Genomic DNA, 22,420 nt, shown 5'->3' on the forward strand with positions numbered 1-22,420 from the left:
TCGAGAGGCAACCATGCAGGAACACGTGATTGGCATCGGGCACAATCGCCCACCTCTGGAGGTCAATCCCACGCCCTGGCTCGTGGGTGCTCGCGCGCTCATCAGGCGCCGTACGCGTCCGGTCGAGACGGCGGGGCGCGCGCATCAGAACGATTGGATCCCCAGCTTCGAGCGGCGCACGCCACCCGAACTCGACGACCTGATGGGCTGGACTGGTGGCGACGACACGCTTGCAACGCAGGTGCAACTCACCTTCGGCACACGAGCGCAGGCGGTGGCCTACGCGGAGCGCCAGGGTCTCGACTTCACTGTCGAGCCAGATCCTGTGCAGGTAGCTCAGGTGAAGCAGGTCCCACCTTGGCAGTGGGGTCGACGCCCTCGGGCCGCTTTCGGGCGCGGGCTGAGTGCTCCAGTCCGCAAATCCGATGACGAGGGTTGTGACGCTGCTGAGCGAGCGCAACTGCCGGATCTTGAGCGTGCCTTCGTCAATCCGGCTGCTGTCTTCCGCAGACCGGCGGACGTACTCGATCAGCCGCGCCTGATGGAGGGGTGCAAGCGGGAGATCCTTCAGCGTTGGGCCTGGGACGAGTACCTGAAGGAGATCGCGGCAGGGGAAGGCATGATCGAGGGCGAGCCCTCTCGCCTCGACGAGGTGAAGGCGGCGCTCCTGAGCTTGGGCGAGACGTGGCGGCCGAAGCCGTTTGCTCCGGCTGCGGCTGCCCCGCTCCTGCTGCAGGATGTAGAAGCGCTTGCCGCCTAAGAGAGGAAGCGCTCTCGGAACGTACTTCTTCGTCATCGGGCAGGCGTCACTCGGGTCTACTCACGGGACGGATAGACGAATGGCCCTTGTCGTAGAGGACGAGAGTCGACAATGCTGGAGCGGCTGACCTGAAACACCAGCAATCATAAGTCTAGTCAAATGCAAACCTGGGTTTGTCCGAGAAGCCGCAATGACAGACGCCCTGTTCAATATAAGAGATGTGCTGTCACACGTGCGGTCTCATGAGAAATCGTTCATCATTTTGTCTTTCCTGACCAATCTGTGACGCCAAGGAGGATGTGATGCTTGAGAATGCAGCTCGGTCCATTTTTGTTCAGAGCTCGAATGTCGATCTGGGCGACGTTCTTCCTCAGTACGCGAGGGCGAGCATTCTTCAGACTGTGCGCAAGTACTTTGGCCGCCTTGAGTCCAGCTCGGTCCACTTCAACCGGGAAGGTCCGCTGTACAAATGCACGGTCACCATCCAGGTCGGTACGCTGAAGACGATGAGCGGGGAGGCGCAGCTCAAAGACGCTTATGCCGCATTCAGGTCCGCATTGGAGAAGGTCGCCAAGCAGCTTCGCAGAGCCAAGCGCGAGCTGCGGGAGGACAAGGCAACACGGATCGACAAGGACATCGCTCTGGCTGAGAGGCCTATTCTCCGCCGCAAGGCGGCCTCTTCCGTTCGTCAGCCCGTGCACACGATCACGCACTTGGTGGAAGTTGCGCGCGAGCCCACGCCGGTCGAGCTCGATCAGGATAGCCCATATCGGATTGCAGCCGAGTAGTTGCGGAGCAGCAAGGGGGAAGCCGGCGCAGGAACGCTCTTCTCATGTCCGGCCTCCCCAAGCCGTGGCCGGTGCCGCGAATTATCTCTCGGCGACGGCTTCGACGGCCGTCGCCGAGGGAAACCGTTCTCTACCGGACCAGAAAGCTTTGCACCGGGCTCACTGTTAGAACCGCCCGTCCGTCGCCCGCCCCTTTTTCTTTTCACCTGCACGTTCGGCTTTGGAGTAGCAGGTGAGGTCAGCTCCCTGTCGGGAAGCAGACCGTCCGAATAGCGCCCATCCCGGCCGCTCAGTCGTCTCTCGCGACTTCTCCGAAGCGGACGTTGCAGCAGCTCAGCTTGTGTAGCTCAGTTGCGCCAATTCCAGACCTTCGATGAGTGCTTTCGGAACGGCCGCTCTTGATCGATTGTGTTGAAAAACTCCGCTTGCCCCCCTTTCGAGGACATCAACCTACAACACCTGGGTTCGTATCGAGCGACAAATACTAGCTATAGAGGACTTTGATCGCGCCGCGGAGTTTTTCAACACAATCGATCCGACACCAAACCTTTGGAGGTCGGCGATCGCTCACCCGGCACTCGCGCGGATCCGCTTACGCGCGGCTTCTGGAACGCGAGAAGCTCTTCGAGGAAGGAGCGATCTGCTTGGGAGGCAACTTCCGCATCAGCCATCAGGGGCATGCCAGCCAGTTCGCGAGCGGTCTCCTGTGATCGAGCCGGAGCACCCACCGGGATGACACGCCGGTTCGGGTGATCAGCCCGCATGACTCGTCGCCTGCGGCGCGCACGCGGCCCGAGCCGATTTGGTCCGCGGGGCCGACAACCGGCTTCGCGAGCCGACGTGGCTCCCGTTGTGACGCTGTCTGCCGATCCGGGGCCAGGGCGCGAGACCGGCAGCACTGGGTCGGAACCCGCGTGAGTCGCCGGCGCGCTTGACGGCCCAGTTGGTCGCGACCGAGGATGGTGCGCGTCTCAAGAGGCAGGAGACGGCACGTGGACTTCACCCGACGTGTTCTCGTCCAGGTGGCCGCCTCGGCTGCGGGGGCGCCTGCACGCGTGAGCGCGCCAGGGCAGCCGCCCCAGCCGGTCGTGGACGGCCTTGCGCAGCTCGCCGCCATGCCGGTGACGAGCAGCGGCCTTGTCGTGGCGGGGTCCGACGAAGTGCGCTGGCAAGCGGCCCACCGAGCCGCTGAGCCGCTGTTCGTCGGCAGCGCCATCAAGACATTCATCCTGGCTCAGTGCCTGCGCGCCGTGGAGGCGGGCCAGCTCTCGGAAGACGATCAACACGCGATCGACGACGCCGTGCGCTCGCCGAGCAGTCCCGTTTTCCTCAACCTGACCGGCACGACGACGCTGCGCAGCGTGCTCGAGGCCATGATCGCCCACAGCGACAACACGGCGACCGACGTCGCGCTGGCGCTGGTCGGCCCGGACCGCGTGCGCGACCTCGTGCGCCAAGCCGGCCTAGGCTCCACCCGCGTCCCCGACTCGACGCGCCGCCTCGTTTCCTACCTCGCCGGCGCCGAGCCGGGGACCGACCTCGGCTGGACCCAGCTTCAGCGCCTCCTGGCAGGCGGCCCTGCGCCGGGCCCCTTGCGCGCGCCGGTCAACGACGTCCAGACGATGATGAGCACCGCCGATGAGCTGGTTCGATGGTACCGACGGGCGCTGCTCGGCGGCGTCTTCGCGCAGCTCGGGACGCTGGCCGAGTTCAAGCGGATCTCCGCCATGGCTGACAGCATCGCCATGGCCGTCCCGAGCGGCGTTGCTGCTTACGGCAAGGGCGGCAGCCTCGACTGGGGCGACTTCCACTGCTTCTGCCTCGCGGGGCAGATGATTGTTGGCGCCTCGCCGGTCACATTTTGTTTTACCATCAACTGGACCGGTCCGAGCGAGGCGGTTCCCGGCCTCTTCAAGGACTACGTCTCCGTCGTCCGCGCGGTGCTGCAAGCAGCGGCCCACACTGAGACGAAGTAGGGCCTCGTCCCGCTGCTTCGGTACCCAGTCGCGGCGACCCAGCGCGGCGCGGTTGCGGGCCGCCCGGACCGGATCGCTTCATGCACTTGTTACTTGGCCTGGGAGGAGCCTGCATCCACCGTGGCGGCTGGCGCTCCGGCTCAGACGCGAACCGCGGTCGGTCGTCACCTTCGCAAGCGTGCCTCAACCCTCGATCATCTCGCGAATGCGGGTGGCGAGAGCTTCGACCGGGAAGGGCTTGGTGATCATCTGCATGCCTGGGTCGAGGTTCCCGTTGCCGAACATCGCATTCTCGGCGTAGCCCGTGATGAACAGCACCTTCAGGTCCGGACGGCTCTCGCGTGCCTGATCGGCAAGCTGGCGCCCGTTCAGCCCCGGCAGGCCGACGTCGGTGACCAACAGGTCAATTCGCTCGCGCGATTGCAGGACCTTGAGTCCTGAGGTGCCGTCCTGTGCCTCCAAAGCCCTATAGCCGAGGTCGTTGAGCACCTCGACGATGAGGTCACGCACCACCGGCTCGTCCTCGACCACGAGCACAGTCTCGCCGTGCTCCGCCCGAGGAATATCGGTCAGGGCTGCGCTCTGAGCGCCGGCGGTGTCAACAGTGCCGCGATGGCGGGGTAGATAGACCTTCACCGTCGTGCCCTGGCCAACCTCCGAGTAGATCTTGGCGTGACCGTCCGACTGGCGGGCAAAGCCGTAGATCATCGACAGGCCCAGTCCTGTGCCCTGCCCGATCGGCTTCGTCGTGAAGAACGGGTCGAACGCGCGGGCGATGACGTCGGGCGGCATGCCGGTTCCGGTGTCTGTCACGCAGATGCAGATGTACTGGCCCGGCCCCACGCCCGGGTGCAGCTTGGCGTACGCACGATCGAGGTGTGTGTTGCAGGTCTCGATGGTGAGCTTGCCGCCATCCGGCATCGCATCCCGCGCATTGATGGCGAGGTTCAGGATCGCGCTCTCCAGCTGATGGGGGTCGCACAAGGTTGGCCAGAGCCCGCCTGAGGTGACGATCTCCAGGCTGATCGCCTCACCGATGGTCCGGCGCAGCAGGTCCTCCAGCGAGGTCACGAGCGTGTTGGCGTTGACCGGCTTCGGGTCGAGCGGCTGGCGACGGGCAAACGCCAGGAGCCTATGCGTGAGAGCGGCGGCGCGGTTGGCCGAGGACATCGCGGCCTTGGCGTACTTCTCGATGGCGTCGGTGCGGCCCTGCGCGATCCGGGTCTGCATCATGTCGAGCGAGCCGACGATGCCGGTCAGCAGGTTGTTGAAGTCGTGGGCGATGCCGCCGGTGAGCTGGCCCACCGCCTCCATCTTCTGGGCCTGACGCAGCGCCTCCTCGGTCTCAGCGAGGGTTTGCGCTGCTTCCTTCTCGGCCGTGACGTCGCGACCCACTGCATGGATAAGATCCTCGGCCGGGACCGCGGTCCAAGAAAGCCAGCGGTAGCTGCCGTCCTTCCGGCGGTAGCGGTTCTCGAAGCGGAGAGTGGTCAGGCCCTCCGACAGCTTGCCCACCTCGGCTAACGTGGCGGAGACGTCGTCCGGGTGGACGAGGTCCATGAACGCGCCTCCGAGGAGCTCCCGCTCCTCCCACCCGAGCAGCGTCGTCCAGGCCGGGTTCACCGCCTCGATGGTAGCATCGTAGCGCGCGACCAGCATGACGTCGGTCGAAAGCCGCCACATGCGGTCACGGTCGGCTGTGCGCTCGGCCACCAGCCGTTCGAGCTCCTTGCGCGAGCGTGCCAGCACCTCCCGCGCCTCGACGATGTCCTGGATGTCGGTGCAGGTGCCGAACCAACGCGTGATCCGGCCGGCCTCGTCGCGCATCGGCAGGGCACGGCCCAGCGCCCAGCGGTACTGCCCGGTGTGGTGCCGCAGGCGGTACTCGATGCGGTAAGGCTCGCCTGCCGCGAGGGCCTCTCTCCAGAGCGTCCACGTGCGCTCTCGGTCGCCCGGGTGGACGATGTCCTCCCACTCCTCACCGTCGGTCGAGCCCGCCGGCACCCCGGTGAAGTCGTACCAGCGCTGGTTGTAGTAGTCGTGGTAGCCGTCGGGCCGCGTCGACCAGACCATCTGGTCGATCGAGTTGGCAATGGTCTGGAACTTGGCCTCGCTCTCGCGCAGGCGCTCCTCGATCTGCTTGCGGTCGGTATCGTCGAGCTGGATGCCGTCCCAGACGAGCGAACCGTCCTGCAACTGTCGAGGTGCTGAGATGATGCGGCTCCAGCGCACCTCGCCATCGGCCCGTCGGAACGGCGCCTCGAAGTCGAAGGGTGTCAGGTCGCGGATGGCGGCCTGCTCAGCCGCAGCCAGGCTCGCGCGGTACTCGGGCAGGATCAGGTCGTAGGCTGCAGCTGGGTCGAGCAGCGCGGCCTCGGCCGGCACGCCGGTCATGCGCTCGAAGCCCCGCGAGATGTAGAGGAAGCGCCGGCTGGCGCCGTCGCGCTCCATGGCGATCTGGTAGACCATGCCCCCGGCAGGTTGTCGGCGAGCGCGCGCAGGCGCGCCTCGGCCTCGCGCAGCGCGTCCTCCCGCTCACGGCGCTCGGTCACGTCACGGTAGAACAAGGCCAGACCTTCCGGATGCGGGTAGGCCCGCACCTCCAGCCAAGCCGCATGCCCGTCGGGCCAGACGTAGCGGTGCTCCAGCGTGAGCGGGGCACGCTCGCGCATGGCGCGCTGGTACATCTGCCCGATGGGCATGCGTTCTGAGCCGGGGTAGACCTCCCAGTGCGAGCGGCCCACAACCTCGCTGGGCGGCCTCTCCTCGAGCAGGAGCCCCTCGGCGTTCATCTGCAGGATGCGGAAGTCGCGGTCGAGGAGCATGAAGCCCTCGTCCATGCCCTCCAGCACGCCGGACGCTCGCGCCTCGCTGGCCCGCAGCGCCTCCTCGGCCTTCACCTTACCCGTTGTCTCGGTGCAGGCGCAGAACATGCCGCCGACGGTCCCCGCGTCGTCCCGCACCGGCGAGTAGGAGAAGGTGAAGTAGGTCTGCTCATCGTAGCCGTGCCGGTTCATGACGAGCGGCAGGTTCTCGGCCCAGGTCGCCTCGCCCACCATGGCCCTATCGATCAGGGGCGAGATGTCAGGCCAGATCTCTGACCAGACGTCGTAGAAGCGCCGGCCGAGGGCGGCCGGGTGCTTGTCGCCGAGGATCTCCGCGTAGGTGTCGTTGTAGAGGAAGCCGAGCTCAGATCCCCAGGTCACGAACATCGGGAACTTGGAGCCGAGCATCAGGCTCACGGCCGAGCGCAGGCACTGCGGCCAAGTCTCAGGCCGGCCAAGCGGCGACGTCGACCAGTCGTGGGCGCGCATGCGCGCGCCCATGAGCCCGCCTCCCGAGAGGAAGGCCAGGGTCGGAGACTGGGCACTCTCGAACATGCGCTAGGGCGAAGCCTTGTTCTCAGCAGATTGGCAGGATCGGACGTCTATCACTGAAGGAACTACCCGATCCTGGGCCCGCGCCATCGGATGCTGAGATGGCGAGTTTGCGGCCGAGCAGTGATCCGCGTCCGCCATAGTTGACGGCACTCAAACGCGAACAGCGCTAGCCAAGTGCGTGAGCTCTCGTGGGTCTTGCAAGATCCTGCGCGACAACTGCCAGGATTTCGTCGGCGTGAGACACCGCAATGAAATGTCCGCCATCGGCCACTGACTGTAATCCAGTTCAACGTTTGGCCTCCGCACTACGCCCTGATGGCTGCTGTTTTTAGCGGCAGGTTGACGGGACCACGGTTGGCCGCCGTTCTGTACCACGTGATCGGGCGTTCAGGATCGAGGGCGAGCTCGGGATGCCGAGAGAGTAGTGTCCGGAGCGCGATCTCGCTCTGGAGGCGAGCGAGGTTGACACCCGCGCACCCATGCGGGCCGTGCCCGAAGCTCATCAGCTGCTTGGGCTGGCGAGCGATGTCGAACCGGTCAGGGTCAGGAAAATGCGCCAGATCACGATTGGCCGCAGCTAAGCTGAGTTGCACCACCGCGCCCGCCGGGATGCTGTTGCCGCACACGCTGATCGGCTCCAGTGCGATACGCGGGATGAGGGTGACCGGCGGCTCGAAGCGCAGCGTCTCGTCGATGGCAGCACGCAGCAGGGTCGGATCAGCATCGAGCTTTCTATTCTCGTCGGGTCGCGTCAGCAGCAGCCAGACGACATTGCCGATCAGGTTGCGCACCGCCGCGTGGCCCGCCAGCAGCAACAGCATGGCGTTGCCGACGATCTCCTCCGTCGTCGGACCGTCAGGTGTCCCGGCGTGACGCAATAAGATCCCGAGGAAGTCCTCGCGGGGTGCACGCCTGCGCTCCTCGAGCAGAGCCAGCGTGTAGGCCTGCATGGCTCTGGTGCTCTCGATCATGCGCGTGGCGCTGTCGACGGTGATCGGGAAGATGTTGAAGAAGTCGATGAAGTCGACCGACCACTGCACGATGCGGTGACGATCCTGCGCCGGCACGCCGAGGAAGTCCGAGAGCACATAGGCCGGCAGCAGGAAGGCGTAGTCTGCGCAGACGTCGAAGCTGGCCTGCCCTCAAGCCCATTCAGCAGCGTGTTGGCCGCCTGCTCGATGCAGGGCAGCAGAGCCTGCACGGCCGTGGCGTTGAAACCGATGTTGATGAGCTTGCGCAGCCGGGCGTGGTCTGCCCCGTCGCGCATCAACACCCAGCTGCGCAGAAGCGGCTCGATGCTGCGCAGATCGCCACGGACGGCTTCGGGCGCCTGATCAACGAAGCCCTTCATCCGATCAGCGCTCAGCCGCTCGTCGCGCAGGAGAGCGGCGACATCGTCGTAGCGGAACACGAACCACTGATCGAGCGCCGGATGGTAGTACACCGGGCAGTCTTGGCGGTACCGCGCGAGATCAGCAAAGGGGTCGTCCAGCCCGCCCGGACGGTCCATGAAGAAGGGCTCACCGAAGTGACCTACGCTCGATGCAACTTCGGTCATGCCGGCCTCGCTCCACCGGAGGCCGGTTGTACCTGATCAAGGCGCCTCTGCATCTGAATAGCTCACTCCGGATCAGCGAAGCAACTGATCCTCGCGGCTTGATCTGACGTCACGGCAGCATCAAACTGGTTTCTGATGGCATGAGAATGTGGAACGAACGGTGCGGCTATGGATGGGATAAGCCTCGAACTGAAGCCGAGCGGTCGCACTGTTGTGGGAGTTGAGGCAGCGAACGAGGCGCTGGCTGCCTTCGGCACACGCCTATGGCCGATTGACCTGACAGCTGCTCCCGGCGATGTGCGCACGCTGCTCGCTCGACCCAAACTGACAAGCGCAGAGGTCGTGACCGTGCGTGAGGCGTTCCTTCTCCCACGCGAGCGCCTGCTGGAGGTCATCGTTGCATCTGGACGAGAGCCCAGCGTTCCGGACGGCGGTGAACTCAGCACGCTCGATGTGGCCAACAACGTCACATATCCGCAGCTCTACATCGTTGAAGCAGGTGTTGATTACAGCCGCTTTGACCGACTCCACCAGAACAAGGCTGACGATGGCACGGAGTTGGACGAGGTGCTCTCGATCCTCTCGGGCTCAGGCGTCCGGCTGATCCAGCGCCTGGCCGATGGAAGTCAGGCCACCCTGCAGGTGGACTGCGTCGACGGCCAGACAGGCTGGCTCCTGAGCTACGGGGGCCATCCGCACATCGGCAGCTTCACGGGCGCGAGCCCTGGTACGAAGGTTCTGGTGCAGGCCATCGGGCCGGCGCGGTGGCAAGCGCGCTATACGGAAGGCGCTTGACTTCGGGCGCAGTGGCTTCTCTGCACCGCACTGCGCCGGCCGCATTGTAAGCGGTATCAGATGCTTCCTCCTTCCCGCGCGATTTGTCGGTTCCGGCGGTCAACTACTTCGAGTCGGTAGTCTGGACCGTTCGGAGCGTCCGCTTCTGCGGATCTGTTGCCGAAAGCCGACGGGCAGCTTCCGGCCAAACCCGGTCGGCAACTGTGCGCCCATTCCGGCCGCCCAGCCGACCCCGGCCGCCCCCCCCGAAGCGGACGTTGCAGCAGCTCAGCTAACGGGGCTGAGCCGCGGCAGGAGCCGACCTTGGGCCGTCAGGTGGTGCTTTGCACCTCCTCTAGGCAGAAATAGCTTCCCGGTCCTAAAGGCAGAAAGCCTGCACGCTGATCGACACAGCCCAGAGAAGGGATGCGCCTTTTGTGTTCTACCGCAGCCCGACGCACGCCTATTTGGAGATTTTTTCCTCGTGCTTCGTCTCGAGGACGACCCGTCCCTTTTTGATCACCCAGGATCGCGGCGGAAGGTCGAGGAGCGCGTTCGCGACGTTCGGCGTGTCGAGGATTACCAGGTCGGCCTGTTTGCCGACCTCGATCCCGTAGCGGTCGCTGATGCCCATTGCTCGGGCCGCGTTCGTGGTCGCCATGCGCAGAACATAGGCTTGGTCGTCCGGCGACCCGAGTTGAGCGATATGAGCGAGCATGTTGCCGATCTGCAGTGGGTCGACCTTGCCGAACGGCGTGAACGCGTTGCGGATGTTGTTCGAGGCGTAGGTCACGTTCACGCCCGCCTTCCTCAGCGCGGCCACGGGTGTCAGTCCGCGCCTCGGATTGGCCTGATCCTTCCGGCCGCCGAGATAGGTGTCCGTCGCGGGAATCGTAACAATGTTGATATCGGCGCGCTGGAGCAGTTCGAGGACGGGCTGCGCTTGATCGGGCATCAGAGAGGCGAGGCTGGTCATGTGCCCCAGCGTGACCTTGCCCTGATATCCGGTGTCGATGGTCTTCTGCGCGATGTAGGAAGCCGCCGCGAAGCGGCGATCCGAGGTGTCGTCGGCGAAGTCGGCGTGCAAATCGACGGGGCGGTCGTACTTCTGAGCCAGCTTGAAGCACTCGTCGATGTGGCTCCGCGTGTCCTCCCAGGTGCGCTCGTTGTACGGACAGCCTCCGACGACGCTCGCGCCCATGTTGAGCGCCTCTTCCATCATCGCCAGAGTTCCTGGCGCCTTGAGGATGCCCTCCTGGGGGAAGGCGACGATCTGCAGATCGAGCGCGTTCCTATACTCGTCAGCCAAAGCCAGCCCGGTCTCGACGCCGATCAGCCCCTGGATGGGATCGACGTCGGGCTGAGCGCGAAGAGCGACGACGCCGTTGCGTATCGCCATGTCGAGGACTTGTCGGGAGCGATCCAGAACGTCCTCGCGCACCTGCTGTGCCTTGAGCTGACCCGTGATCCGGATCGCCTCCGCCAAGGTGCCGGATTGGTTCGGCATCCGCTGTTCGAGCAGTGCCTTCTCCAGATGGATGTGGGGTTCGAGCAAGCCGGGGATCGCGGCTCGGCCTTGGGCATCGATTACGCGCGGCGCATCGGCAGCGAGGTTGGGCTGCACGGCCACGAAGCGCCCTTTGCTAATGGCGAGATCCACTGGCGGCTTGCCATCGGCGATGCGGACCTGCCGAACCAGAAGCTCGATCTCGCCGGGCGGACCCTCGCCAGCTTGCGCCCTTGCTGAGGAGGGCGCTGACATGACGCTGAGAGCACCGAGCCCGCTGGCGGCAGCCATCCCGAATGATGTTACGCCCTGAAGAAAGGAGCGCCGGCTCGGACTCGTGCATCCACACGTGCAGCGTACCCTGAGCATCGTAACTCTCCCTTGCTGATGCAGCGTGTGACCTGTTCGAACTATGGGGTTGTCTCGCGCTGCCGGCCTCAGATGCCGAGGGCCAAGCCGTCGCTGCGCGGGTCGTGGGCGCCGACCAAGCTGCCATCGGCCTCGATGCGGATCGCACCCGGATGGCCGGCCAGGGGGCTCTGCGCGGGGATGGGGCTGATCTCATGCCCGCGTGCCGCGAGGTCCGCGAACACGTCCTGGCCCGCGTCGAGTTCCAGCTTCAGGCTGTCGCGACTGTCCGAGAAGGTCTTCCCCAGAAGGAATCTCGGGCGTGTGAGGGCGTTGAGCGGATCCATCTGATAGTCGATCAGCCGCGTCAGCACGGCCGCGAGGGTTTGCGGCTGCCCGTCTGCCCCCTGCGTGCCGTACAGCAGCCTGGGCCGACCCCCCCTGAAATACATCCCCGGATTGAGCGTGTGGAACGGTCGCTTACCGGGCTGCAGCACGTTGATGTGCTGGGGATCCATGCTGAAGGACGCGCCGCGATTGTGCCAGAGGATCCCCGTATCACCCGCGACGACGCCACTGCCCCAGTCGAAGTAGACGGTCTGGAGCATGCTGACACAGTTGCCGTCTCTGTCGACGGCTCCGATGAAGACCGTATCGCCGGGCTTGAAGACATACGGCCACGGCGCAGCCCTGCGCATGTCGATGCTTTTGGCGTGTGCGTCGAGGTTGACCTTCGACAGCAGGCGGTTGACGGGAACATCCACGAAATCGGGGTCGGCGACGTACCGGTTCCGGTCGATGAAGGCCGTCTTCACCGCTTCGACGAGCACGTGATAGTAGTCGGCGCTACCCTCGGGAATGGCCGCCAGATCGAGCCGATCGAGCGTTCCCATGATCTCGAGCGTCGCGATGCCCTGCGTAGGCGGACGCAGGCTCACGAGTTCGCCTCCACGATAGGAGACGCGGAGCGGGGTCTCGTTTCGCGCCCGGCAGCGGGCGAGATCGTTCGCGGTGAGGGGCGAGCCGGCCTGTTGCAGGCCACGGGCAATCCGCAGGGCGAGGTCACCCGCGTAGAAATAGCGGCCGCCGTTCTCGGCGAGAACGGTCAGCGTGCGGGCGAGATCGGGCTGCCGAAAGGTCTCTCCCACGTCCGGGATGCGGCCATCGACGGTGAACACGCGAACGACATCCGGCCAGTTCCCGATCTCGTTGGCCCGGAAGTTCGACCAGAAGCGCTGCGAGGGCGTCGTTGGAAAGCCCTCGGATGCGTACTGGATCGCGCGCTTGAACAATCCCTTCCAAGGTTGCCGGCCACCCCACGACCGGCGGCTGAATTCGAAGGCTTGATCCCAGGTGTCGACGGCCGCGGCCGCCGTCAGGGCTGAGCCAGGGCCGCGCACCGGAATCGGCCCGCCGTAGTTCGGCGGCTTCGCGGCGGCCTGTCCGATGCCGGACAGCGTGAAGCCGTTGCCCTCGCGGTCGCTGATGATCATGAATGCGTCACCACCCAGGCCGCAGAAATGGGGGTAGGTGACGCAGAGGGTGGCGTTGATGGCGATGGCCGCCTCGATGGCATTGCCACCCGCCTGGAGCACTTCCTGCCCGGCCTGGCTCGCCAATTCGTGCGGGCTCGTCACCATGCCCTGGCTGGAACGTGCCAGCCCGTTGCGTGCGGCGGCCGTCTCCGCACGAGACCCCGTGGCCAATGCTGCCGCCCCCAGAGCGGCCGCGGACGAGAAGAGGAGGGTTCGTCTCGAAGCCGTCAACCTCAAGTGACTCCAGTCTTCCGCACTGCTCATGACTGGACTCCCTCGCGTCCTGCAATTGTTCTAGGCGTTTATATTGCGGCGCAGCAGCAAAAACGAAGCATCGGACGGTTCGGCGCCTTGATCAAGTCTCAAAGCATGACGAAACGGCCACCCTATCAAGTGATGCGACCATCGCGCAGGTCGACTGCGGGTCCGCCGGGGACGCCCGCTTCGGGAAGCAGAACGACCAGCGTCCTGCCGCCCGGCGGACGGCCGGCGGCGCCGGATCATGCCGCCACGCCGTGCGGTCATCGGTTCCATCCCGGTCGCACTGCTCGGACGCCCGTCCTCCGGGTGCGGAAAAGCAGACGAAGTCCCAGGACGGACAAAGCGGTCATGGGGATGCCCACGGTCCATCGTTCCCGCGACCGGGCCAAGCCACGCAGATGGTCCTGCACGAAGCGTTCGCCCCGACCCATCTCGTTGAACGTCTGCTGGAATGAGGAGATACGCCGCAGTTCTTCCTCGCGCAGAACATCGCCGCGCCAACGCGCATTGCGCTCCATCCCAGCCAGACGCTCGACTTCGGCACGATGGCCCCGCTCCGTCTCGGCAGCCTCGCGGACGACCTGCCGTTCCGCCTCGGACAGGAAGCGTTCGGGCCCGATCCCGAGCCCGCTCTCAACAAGCGCGAGCAGAGGCTGGTCGGCCATAGGTTGGGTCATCAGCCACACGCCCTGAGCTCCCACGGCGGCCAAGAGCGCCGCCGCAACTGACACGGCGGCACGTCGGCCATTCAGACGCCGGGTCTCAGGGGCAGCGAAGAATAAAGCTCGAGCGCCAGCGGCGACCAGCAGAACCGAAGCGAAGGCGACGACCATGGTCGCTCCGGTCGGCGCGTCCAGTGCGACGGAGGCGGCAAAGCCCAGAACGCTGGCTGCGATCCCAGTGCCCCAGCCGACGCCGAGCGCCACGCTGATCCGCGCGGAGAACAGAGAGCCAATCACAGCCGGAATGATCAGGAACGAGAAGACGAGCAGCACACCAGCGACTGCGACCGAGCTCGTCACCACCAGTCCGAAGGTGGCGTAGAATAGGAAATCCCACAGCGCGGTGAACCTCTGGTGTCGCGGCAATCCGTCCTCTTCTGTCGCAAGGAAGTGCCGGCGGCACAGCGCATGCACTGCGCCGACCGCTGCGTAGATGAGCGCGAGCTTGAGGAGATCGGTGGCGTTCACCGTCAGGATGTCGCCGACCAACATACGCTTGACGTGCTCGGCACCTTGGGGCGACCGGTCAACCACCAGGATCGCCGCGGCGGTGGCGACGACGTAGAGGATACCGATCACCGCCTCCTGCCCCACCTGCGCGGAGACGCGCCGGGTGATCGTCAGGAGTGCCGCCCCGAGGAGCGTCAGGGCGAAGGCGTAGCCGAAGCCGGCGGCACCGCCCGGTGCATGCCCGACTGCAACCGCGATCGTACCGCCGAGCGCGGACAACTGCGCCAATGCGAGGTCCGCGAACACCACCTTTCGGCGCAGCACCTGGAGTCCGAGCCAGGTGTGGATGCCTACGAACAGACACGCGGCCAGGAACGGTGTGAGAAGAAGCGCGACGAGGTCCGACATGGATGCTTCGGCTTCCTGCGGATCAACGGGGCTGGGCCAGGACTTCTGCCAGGCGATCGACATTGTAGTCGAACAGCGACAGGTAGTCCGTGGCCTCCCGAACGGCGCCGACCGAGGGAGCGAGTACGACGACACGTGCACCGGTGCGCTCCGCGAGGTAGCGCGAGGCTTCCACTGGCTCGAAGGGCTCATGCAGGATGGCACGCACACCGCTCGCCCGCATGCGGCTGGCTAGGCCAGAAAGGCGCGCCGGACTTGGAGCGATACCCTCCTTCGGCTCGATCAGATCCACGATGTTGAGCCGAAAGCGGCGCGCGAAGTACGGCCAGCCGTTGTGGTAGGCGACGACAGCCTCGCCTCGAAATGGCTCGAGCTTTGCCGTCCAGCGGGTCAGCCGTTGCTTCAGGTCCACGGCAAAGCGCTTCTGCGCGCTGGCGATGGCGTCCTGCCCCGCCGGCGCGATGCGCACGAGCGCCTCGGCAATGCGGGCCGACATCGCCTCCGCATTTGCCGGATCGAGCCAGTAGTGCGGGTTGGCCGCACCGTGGGCGTGGCCGGAGCGAGCCTCGACGCTGCGACCCTGGACTTCCAGCAGAGCGATGTCGGTCGAAAGATCGAGGATCTGTTCATTCCTCACCTGACCTGTGTCGCCAGCCTGCCGGATGAGCTTGTCCAGCCACTCGTCGAACCCAAGCCCAACCCGAACGATGAGTGCCGCATCGCGGATCATCCCCACATGGCCAGGTCGCGGTGCGAAGGTCTCCGCATCGGCGCCGGGCTGCACGAGGGTTTCGACCCGTACCGCCCCGCCCGACACCGCCTCCGCGATGCTCTTGAGGTCTGGCGTGGTGACGACCACGAGCGGTGCGACCTCCGCTCGTGCAGCAGCGAACGGCCCGGCCAGAACGAAGCCGAGCGCGGCAAGTGCCGCCGCGCTCCATCGCGTCCATCTCATCCCGTCCTCCTGGCCTACTTCGTCCAGAGGTTCTTGGGCACCATGCAGTGGACAGCCTTATCGCCCTCGCGATGAGGCGCGATCCGGCAATCCATCGTCATGCTGAGAAGCCCGTAGGCATCGAGCCGCGAGAGCCCCTTCTTCTCGACGATGGTGTTGATCATCGCCATTGAGGCGCCGTCCATTGCCTTGCCGAGGCGTGCGTCCCGAGCGACGGTGACGAAGGCCTCGTCCGTGTCCTGCGTCGGCAACGGGACCGGCCGTGGCGCATCCGCGGCCTTCGGGATCATGCAGTAGGTGCCTTTGACGATGTTGACGACCTCCGAGATCGGGCAGTTCCAGCCGTCGAGCATGGCCTGCTCTGCCCGCTCGGAGGGCACATTACGCTGCTCGATCAGGAACTTGGTGGTCTCAGCCTTGAGGAGGTCGAGCGCCTTGTCCAGATCTTCATCGTAGCCGACCGTGATCCAGTCTGTCTGGGTCTCGATGCGCGGCCACTCGAGCCGCTGTCCTTTGAGCACTTCGATCGTGAGGTTCAGCTCCTTGTAGGCGGTCTCGAGCGCAGTCAGGTTGACTTCGCCGTTGCCCTGGACGGCATGAGAATCCCCTGACCAGAGAAGCGCACCTTTGACGAAGACGGGTACGTAGAGGCTCGCCCCTTCACTGAGTTCTCGGATGTCGAGATTGCCGGCGAACCGTCCTGGCGGCACGGAGGAGTAGCGGCCCGGCTCGGCCCGGGCGACCGCGACTGTGCCGGGGAAGGGTTTCAGTGGAATGGTGATTCCCGGGGCGAACTCGGTCTGCATCTTTTCGAGATCGAGATAGAAGAACTTGATCTGCCCTTCTGGGAACTCCTTCGGGAACTGGCCGAACAGACCAGGTATGTTGAAGTTCATGCCATAGGCGCGTGGCACGATCTTGTTGATGCGAACTCGGAGTACGTCGCCCGGTTCTGCCCCTTCGACGTAGATCGGCCCAGTCAACGAGTGCGGCCCGCGACCGGGATAGTCAGTGCGGGTCTTCTTCACCTGCTCAATCGTGATGCCGGGTACGAGCTGGTTGTGCGAGTGCATCATGGTTTCCATGACGACCGTGTCGCCGGAACGGATGCGCAGCACCGGCTGCTCGGCGTTGTCGAACCAGCCCCACTGGGTCGTGGCTGGCGTAGCGGAGAGCAGGTACGTCGTCGGGCTGCCCTCCCTGCCGGCCGCCTTCATGCCGGACTGTTCCAGAGGCCCGTAGACAAAAGGCAGAAAGGTCTTGGAATTCTTAGGATCGGCCTGCGGCGGCGCGGTTGGTTGCGGCGGACGCAACGTCTGTCCCTCCGTTGCATCCTTCGACGCACCGGGAGAGCGTTCCTGATCCTTCGTCTCGCGCGCATCCTGCCGGGTCTGCGGCGTAGTTTGGCCAGCCGGCGCTGCGCCTTCCGCGGGTGCGGGTGGTGCTGTGGTTGGAGAGGGCTGCCTGGGCGCAGTCGGCTGCGGGATCTTCAGGCTCTGCCCCTCGGAGGCATCCTGCCCCGCTCCTGAACCGCCACGCTCAAGCTCCTTCGTCTCGCGAGCGTCCTGCCGTGTTTGTGGCGTGGACTGGCCAGAAGGGGTGCCCTGCGCTGCCGCGCTGCCCGCGAAGGCGAGACTGATGCCTACGCCCGCTATGGCGGCGAGCGATTTCGATTTTGACATTCGGAGCCTCCCATTTCCTTGGATTTGGACAAAACAAGCTTTCACGAGGAGCGTCGCCGATTATTTCTCGCCGCCTTAGCGTAATCTACCGCGCGGATTCGTCAACAATTCTGAAATGGCCGCGCTTCGTAGCCTGAACATCGTCGTTAAATCTTTAGGACTATTGGCTCTCTCGGCTCGCGGGCAAGATTGTTGCTCCCGCCCCCAAACCGCATGGTCCGGAGGCGCATTGCCGCTCCATGTGAGCGCCACGTTGGTTGTCGTCGGAAGCTGCAACTACGTGGCAGTCCAGCTCCTCCATGCTGTTCGCCGGCACCTAAGCTGCCCCAGGTACAAGGCACCTCGGTGATGCTGGTGAAGCGTGGCTTCGACCTGCGGGAAAGCAGATCCTTGAGGAGGCAAGCACCTGCCGGAGCCGGTGCGAGCTAAGCACTATGTGGTTTCGGTGTGATCACCGCATGCTGGTTGAACACTCCGCAGATCGCGGCGAACGACCTGGAGAGGTTTCGGGATGCCACTACGCTTCTGTCGCTTGGCCGATCAAAGCCGCGCTCTTTCAAGCTCAGAAGCAAGAAGGTGCCCTGAACTCGGCTAGGGTGGCGCTGATCTTATTGGCAGATAGCCGCGCGAATTAAACCCAGTAGTGATGACGACTGGAGGTTGCCATCATGGCGGTCAAGCCAAGACCAAGGCGCCTGCCTCTTGGCGACACAGGCATCGAGCCCGGCAATTTAGCGTCCATCACGTTCCTCCCATGAACGGGTTTGATGCCCATTCCCTGAGACTGCATGCCGACCTCTAACGTGTCGCTGACATGTCAGAATAGAACTACACGATTCTTCCGCCCTCGCAAGCCGCATTTTGAATCTTAGCGCAGACTCTCGAGCGTGCGCCTCGTGTACCACTCGACATAGTCGAGGAGCGCGTCGGAGGCCCGCCGGGCTGCGGGCTCGTCGTTCTGCGCAACTGCCAGAGCGATCTTCGCATGAAGCTCGCAGACCCGCTGCAGATCACCGAACCGTTGAAAGTGCAGATACCAGAAGCGCCGCGTCTGAGCCTCGATCGGACCGATTGCGTGTGCTGCGTAGTTGTTCTGCGCCGCCGCCACGATCAGCCCGTTGAACTCCCGATCGGCCGCGATGAAAAGCTTCCCATCGTCTTTAGCGGCAGCCTCTTCGAAGTCGGAAGCAAGGCGGCGGAACTCGTCGCATGTCTGCGGGCCGGCAAGGCGGGCAGCACGCCCAGCGAGGATCTTCTCGATCTCTCGACGCACTTCGATCATCTTGAGCTGATCGATCAAGTCTATGTCCGAAACGATCACACCCGCCCGCGGAACAACTCTGACGGTCCCCTCAAGCGCGAGCCTTTGCAGCGCCTCGCGGATTGGTGTCCTCCCGATGCTCAGCTGCCGGTTCAAGGACTTTTCGGAAATGATGCTGCCGGGCGGGATCTGCAACGTGACAATCATCTCTTCGATAATCCGGTACGCCAACTGAGACTGCGTCTCAGGCGGAGGCGCGGATGTCGCTTTGGATTGATCGCCACTGTAGGAGGCACCGATTCGTTGCTCTCCGTCTGGCACGCGCTGCTCCACCTCGTTTGCTCCCAGCTCGTGACGGAATGCTGCACCCTCAAAGCCCGTCACGTATGGCGCTCCATGCCGCCCGACTTGCGGGTAGGCCGACTGCGCCATTCTCCTCTACCCCGAGGCGTTGATCCAGTTCTGGTGGCCGTCCCTATTCCGCTGAAGCAATAGGCCGTTTTGCACACCGCGGCTCCGGCGGCCTTTAACAAGGTCGAAGCGGAGCAGATGACTGCTGTCGCAGCGGTGACGCAGGCTATGTGGGCGCTGGCGACGGTGACGCTGCCCCGGGCTCCCGGCACGGCGCAACTGTCGACGCTGACCTCGGCACATGCCGCGCCTCAGGCTGCCAAACACTCGGGCATGTCCAAGCTGGCCCGTTCGTGCCCGCCGCAGTGGGCCGCGATCATCCGGACCTGCGTCGCTAAGGCGAGCGACAGCGCTGACCCTGCCGCTACTACGAGGTCTGTTTCTTCCTCTAAAGCAGACCACCGAAGCGGCAAGATGGAAGGTCCGGAAGGGGGCACTCTGAGGCCGTTCAGTTGACTCGGAAGGTTTCTCGAAAGCGGCCATGCGTCGACTGGGTGTTGCGAACGCCACCAACCTTCAGCGGGCGTGTCACCTATAAACCGCAGCGGCTGAGGAACAGCCGTCGCGTACAGCCAGGGACAGTGACTCCGGAGGTGCGGACGGAGATGGTCGTTGCCGCGAGTTCCCACGGCAAAAATCCACGATGAAGCACCGTTTTCTCAGGCATTCCCGGTGCTTAGCCGCCGCTACTAGCTATGCTGTTGCGGTTGTGAGCCTTGCCGCTCCAAGCCTTGCCGCCGATGCCGGAGCCGTGCCTTCCCTGCCTCGCTTCGTCCAGACGGACCTTGGCATCCCGGGCGTCAGCCTCAACGAGCGGGGCATCACGGTTGAGTCGGCCGACGATGCGGTGAAGTTCCGGATCGGAGGCCGCCTGCACCTCGATCCCGCCTTCGGCGGCACCAGCCCGCGGATCGCCGACGGATTCGGCTCCAACATCGAGGTCCGGCGTGCCTGGATCGAGACCTACCTGACGATCAACGACGCGGTCGAACTCGCCTTCCAGTACGACGTGAACACCGACCGGACGCCGATCCAAGACGCGGCTATCGGCTATCGCGGCATCGACGGGCTGGTCATCTCGCTCGGCAACTTCAAGGAGCCGTTCAGCCTGCAGCAGCTGATCAGCGACAACAACACGACCTTCGTCGAGCGCGCGCTGCCCGACGCCCTCGTGCCGGCCCGCAACGCGGGCTTTGCTGTCGCGGGGTATGGCGAGCGCTGGACGCTGACGGGGGGCGTGTTCGGCGGCAACATCAACACCGGCGTCGAGCTCGGCGGCATCGCCGGGACGGTGCGCGCCACCTACGCTCCGATCCTGAGTGAGACCGAGGTGCTCCATCTGGGTCTTGCCGGCAGCTTCCGCTCCTATGACCAGAACGATCGCAGCCCTTCCTTCTCGTCAAAGCCAGAGGCGTTCGTCTTCCAAACCAGCCTGATCAACACCCGCGCCATCCGGAACGCAGCCGATCTGACCCGCCTCGGCCTTGAGGCAGCCTATCAGAACGGCCCCTTCCGCCTGCAGGGCGAGTACATCCGAGCGGAGGTCGGGCGCGACGGTCTGCTGCCGGGCGCCAGCTTCGAGGGGGGCTACGTTGAGGGCGCGTGGGTCATCAACGGCAAGGGCCGCCGTTACCAGCTCAAGACCGATTACGGCGCCGATCTCGCGATCTTCAAAGGTGTCCAGGTCGGTGAGGATCAGCGGGTGAGCCGCGGCGGCATCGGCGTGTTCGAACTTGCAGCCCGCTTCAGCTTCCTCGATCTCAAGGACGCCGCGATCGCCGGTGGTGTCGAACGCAACTGGACGGCGGGCGTGAACTGGTATCCTGACAAGAACATCCGCCTGATGGCCAACTACATTCACGCGAAGGCGGAGCGCTCTCCCGCGGTGAGTGGCCGGGACATCGACGCTGACATCGCCGAGTTCCGGCTGCAACTCTACTGGTAGTCCCACGCCCCATGGACACGATGAAGCGGATCGAGGCTTGAGATGCTTCCCGACGCGACAGCGTTGCCCTTGTCTGAGATCCTGCTGCGGCTGGGCGCGGCGACGCTGTGTGGTCTCCTGCTGGGATTTGAGCGCGAGTTGCGCGGCAAGGACGCAGGTCTCAAGACCCACTCGCTCGTTAGCCTCAGCTCGGCCCTGATCACGGCATCGGCCTTGAGCATGTATGCGGACGTGCGGGCGCACGGCGGTGATGCAGATCCGCTTCGTGTCATTCAGGGTTTGGCGCAGGCCATCGGCTTCATCGCGGCCGGCACCATCTTCGTGGCTCAGCGCGACGTGAAGAACCTGACCACGGCAGCCAGCATCTGGCTCGCAGCGTCGGCTGGCATCGTGGCAGGGGCGGCACAGTTCAAGCTGCTCGCAGTGGCGATGGGCTTTGCCTTTGCAGTTCTGATCCTGCTCAAGGTTCTTGAGCGGTACGGCTTATCGAAGCGAGACTGAAGCTTGGCTGCATGCTCGTGAAGTACCTCGGCGGGAAGTCATTCTGATGGCGATCGCGCACGGCGTGAAACCTACTCGCTAAGGCTTCTGTGCTCCGGCGTCGAGAGATCATCGCAAGCGCTCCTGCTATGTTGAAGCCCGAACGCACCCTGTCACTGCGGCCAAGCGCGGTAGCAAGGAGGTCGACATGAAGCGGCGCGCATCCCTCGCGCTCATAGCAGCTCTGGCAGCTGGCCCTGCCCTTGCCGATCCGGTGGCGCTGTCGGCCTTCCGCGACCTGCCGCGGCCTGAGCCCACCCTGCAGGTCCCCTACGGCGAGGCAGTCTCTCAAGGCGTTGACGTGTTCCTGCCCTCCGGCCCCGGTCCGCACCCGGTCGCGGTCCTCATCCATGGCGGCTGTTGGAGTGCGAGCACCGCTGGACGCGAGCAGATGCGCCATCTCGGACCGGAGCTGACACGGCGCGGCATCGCCGTGTGGAGCATCGGCTACCGGCGCGCGAACGAGGCTGGGGGCGGCTATCCGGGCACCTATCAGGATGTCGTCGCGGCGCTGGACCGGCTGGCCTCGGAAGCGTCAGCCCACCGACTCGATCTCTCGCGCGTCGTGCTCGTCGGCCACTCCGCCGGCGGCCATCTGGCTCTGTGGGCAGCCTCGCGCGGCTCGCTCCCGCCAGAGAGCCTGCTACGTGCGGTGCCACAGTTCACGCCCCGCGCCGTGATCAGCCTGGGCGGCGTCGGCGACCTGGGGACGTTCGTCCGGTTCGTCCCCGTGCTGTGTGGGCCCGGCATCGTCGAGCGGCTCGCCCCAACCGACAGGCTTGCGGAGGTCTCGCCGGCCGCCCTCACTCCATCGGCCGGGTCGGTCGTCATGGTCAGTGGCGTGCTCGACCGGCTCGTGCCGCCGTGGGTCGCGTATGATTATGCACTTGCCCTACGCGGAAGGTCGGGGGTTGAGCCGAAGCTCGTCGACATCCCGGACGCCGGGCACTTCGACCTGGTTACGCCGTCCGCACCGGCTTGGCAGAGGATCCTTGGCCTCGTCACGGCGACGCTGGAAGATCGGTAAGGCGGACCGCCAAGGCGGCTCACATTGGCTTCGCCCCTACGAAACGTAGCGCCCCGATCAGCAAGGCGGAGCCACTCCATAGCCTTAACCGGCTGCTTACCCTCCTCGGCGAGGTTGCCCATCCAGATTGGG

The 22,420-nt window shown here is 64.9% G+C and carries 17 protein-coding genes; 7 read left to right on the forward strand and 10 right to left on the reverse strand.

All coding sequences use genetic code 11. The annotated features are described in order from the left end of the window. Positions 1-13: 13 nt before the first annotated feature. The 3 genes from DK389_RS24270 to DK389_RS24280 all read left to right on the forward strand — a co-directional run bounded on the left by DK389_RS24270 (position 14) and on the right by DK389_RS24280 (position 3,524). A complete protein-coding gene (locus DK389_RS24270; RefSeq protein ID WP_109893448.1) occupies positions 14-760 on the forward strand; it encodes an NADH dehydrogenase ubiquinone Fe-S protein 4 in 747 nt (248 codons plus the stop codon). 302 nt (positions 761-1,062) lie between these two features. Continuing rightward, the gene (gene hpf / locus DK389_RS24275) at positions 1,063-1,548 is read left to right on the forward strand and encodes a ribosome hibernation-promoting factor, HPF/YfiA family (RefSeq protein ID WP_109893450.1); all 486 of its coding nucleotides are present in this window, start codon (positions 1,063-1,065) and stop codon (positions 1,546-1,548) included. 992 nt (positions 1,549-2,540) lie between these two features. Further along, a complete protein-coding gene (locus tag DK389_RS24280) occupies positions 2,541-3,524 on the forward strand; it encodes a serine hydrolase (RefSeq protein WP_162560817.1) in 984 nt (327 codons plus the stop codon). A 183-nt stretch (positions 3,525-3,707) separates the two neighbouring features. Here DK389_RS24280 and DK389_RS24285 read toward each other — a convergent pair whose 3' ends face one another. The 4 genes from DK389_RS24285 to DK389_RS32810 form a co-directional block, all read right to left on the reverse strand. After that, the gene (locus DK389_RS24285) at positions 3,708-5,993 is read right to left on the reverse strand and encodes a PAS domain-containing protein (protein WP_236960330.1); all 2,286 of its coding nucleotides are present in this window, start codon (positions 5,991-5,993) and stop codon (positions 3,708-3,710) included. Further along, the gene (locus tag DK389_RS35765; RefSeq protein WP_236960332.1) at positions 5,915-6,850 is read right to left on the reverse strand and encodes a PAS domain-containing protein; all 936 of its coding nucleotides are present in this window, start codon (positions 6,848-6,850) and stop codon (positions 5,915-5,917) included. The genes DK389_RS24285 and DK389_RS35765 overlap by 79 nt, the downstream gene beginning before the upstream one ends. 359 nt (positions 6,851-7,209) lie before the next feature. After that, complete coding sequence (locus tag DK389_RS24290; protein WP_162560818.1) at positions 7,210-7,971, reverse strand: cytochrome P450; 762 nt, start codon at positions 7,969-7,971, stop codon at positions 7,210-7,212. Further along, a complete protein-coding gene (locus tag DK389_RS32810) occupies positions 7,872-8,462 on the reverse strand; it encodes a cytochrome P450 family protein (protein ID WP_162560819.1) in 591 nt (196 codons plus the stop codon). Before DK389_RS32810 ends, DK389_RS24290 begins: the two co-directional genes overlap by 100 nt. Before the next feature lie 168 nt (positions 8,463-8,630). Here DK389_RS32810 and DK389_RS24300 point away from each other — a divergent pair, with 168 nt between their 5' ends. Further along, complete coding sequence (locus DK389_RS24300) at positions 8,631-9,257, forward strand: hypothetical protein (RefSeq protein WP_162560820.1); 627 nt, start codon at positions 8,631-8,633, stop codon at positions 9,255-9,257. A gap of 442 nt (positions 9,258-9,699) precedes the next feature. On the opposite strand, the gene DK389_RS24305 is transcribed toward DK389_RS24300, so the two are convergent. The 6 genes from DK389_RS24305 to DK389_RS24330 form a co-directional block, all read right to left on the reverse strand. Then, on the reverse strand, positions 9,700-11,112 hold the full coding sequence (locus DK389_RS24305; protein ID WP_335645498.1) for an amidohydrolase family protein: 1,413 nt from the start codon (positions 11,110-11,112) through the stop codon (positions 9,700-9,702). A 68-nt stretch (positions 11,113-11,180) separates the two neighbouring features. Then, positions 11,181-12,890: a gamma-glutamyltransferase gene (gene ggt, locus DK389_RS24310; protein ID WP_109893460.1), complete on the reverse strand. Its 1,710-nt coding sequence runs from the start codon at positions 12,888-12,890 to the stop codon at positions 11,181-11,183. 257 nt (positions 12,891-13,147) lie between these two features. Continuing rightward, entirely contained in the window at positions 13,148-14,467 is a 1,320-nt protein-coding gene (locus DK389_RS24315) for a metal ABC transporter permease (RefSeq protein ID WP_109893462.1), read from the reverse strand. A 22-nt stretch (positions 14,468-14,489) separates the two neighbouring features. Next, on the reverse strand, positions 14,490-15,422 hold the full coding sequence (locus DK389_RS24320) for a metal ABC transporter substrate-binding protein (RefSeq protein WP_109893464.1): 933 nt from the start codon (positions 15,420-15,422) through the stop codon (positions 14,490-14,492). A gap of 14 nt (positions 15,423-15,436) precedes the next feature. Beyond that, positions 15,437-17,104, reverse strand: a complete 1,668-nt coding sequence (locus DK389_RS24325; RefSeq protein WP_236960333.1) for an acetamidase/formamidase family protein — start codon at positions 17,102-17,104, stop codon at positions 15,437-15,439. Positions 17,105-17,972: 868 nt separating this feature from the next. Continuing rightward, positions 17,973-18,749 (reverse strand): GntR family transcriptional regulator, encoded by a 777-nt coding sequence (locus DK389_RS24330; protein WP_236960334.1) that lies wholly within the window; start codon positions 18,747-18,749, stop codon positions 17,973-17,975. 670 nt (positions 18,750-19,419) lie between these two features. On the opposite strand from DK389_RS24330, the gene DK389_RS24335 reads away from it, so the two are divergent. The 3 genes from DK389_RS24335 to DK389_RS24345 all read left to right on the forward strand — a co-directional run bounded on the left by DK389_RS24335 (position 19,420) and on the right by DK389_RS24345 (position 22,288). Beyond that, a complete protein-coding gene (locus tag DK389_RS24335) occupies positions 19,420-20,721 on the forward strand; it encodes an OprO/OprP family phosphate-selective porin (protein ID WP_109893470.1) in 1,302 nt (433 codons plus the stop codon). A 42-nt stretch (positions 20,722-20,763) separates the two neighbouring features. Then, positions 20,764-21,222, forward strand: coding sequence for an MgtC/SapB family protein (locus DK389_RS24340; protein WP_109893472.1), 459 nt, complete (start codon positions 20,764-20,766; stop codon positions 21,220-21,222). 187 nt (positions 21,223-21,409) lie between these two features. Then, a complete protein-coding gene (locus DK389_RS24345; RefSeq protein ID WP_109893474.1) occupies positions 21,410-22,288 on the forward strand; it encodes an alpha/beta hydrolase family protein in 879 nt (292 codons plus the stop codon). Positions 22,289-22,420: the final 132 nt, after the last annotated feature.

The organism is Methylobacterium durans, assembly GCF_003173715.1.
GTDB lineage: Bacteria > Pseudomonadota > Alphaproteobacteria > Rhizobiales > Beijerinckiaceae > Methylobacterium > Methylobacterium durans.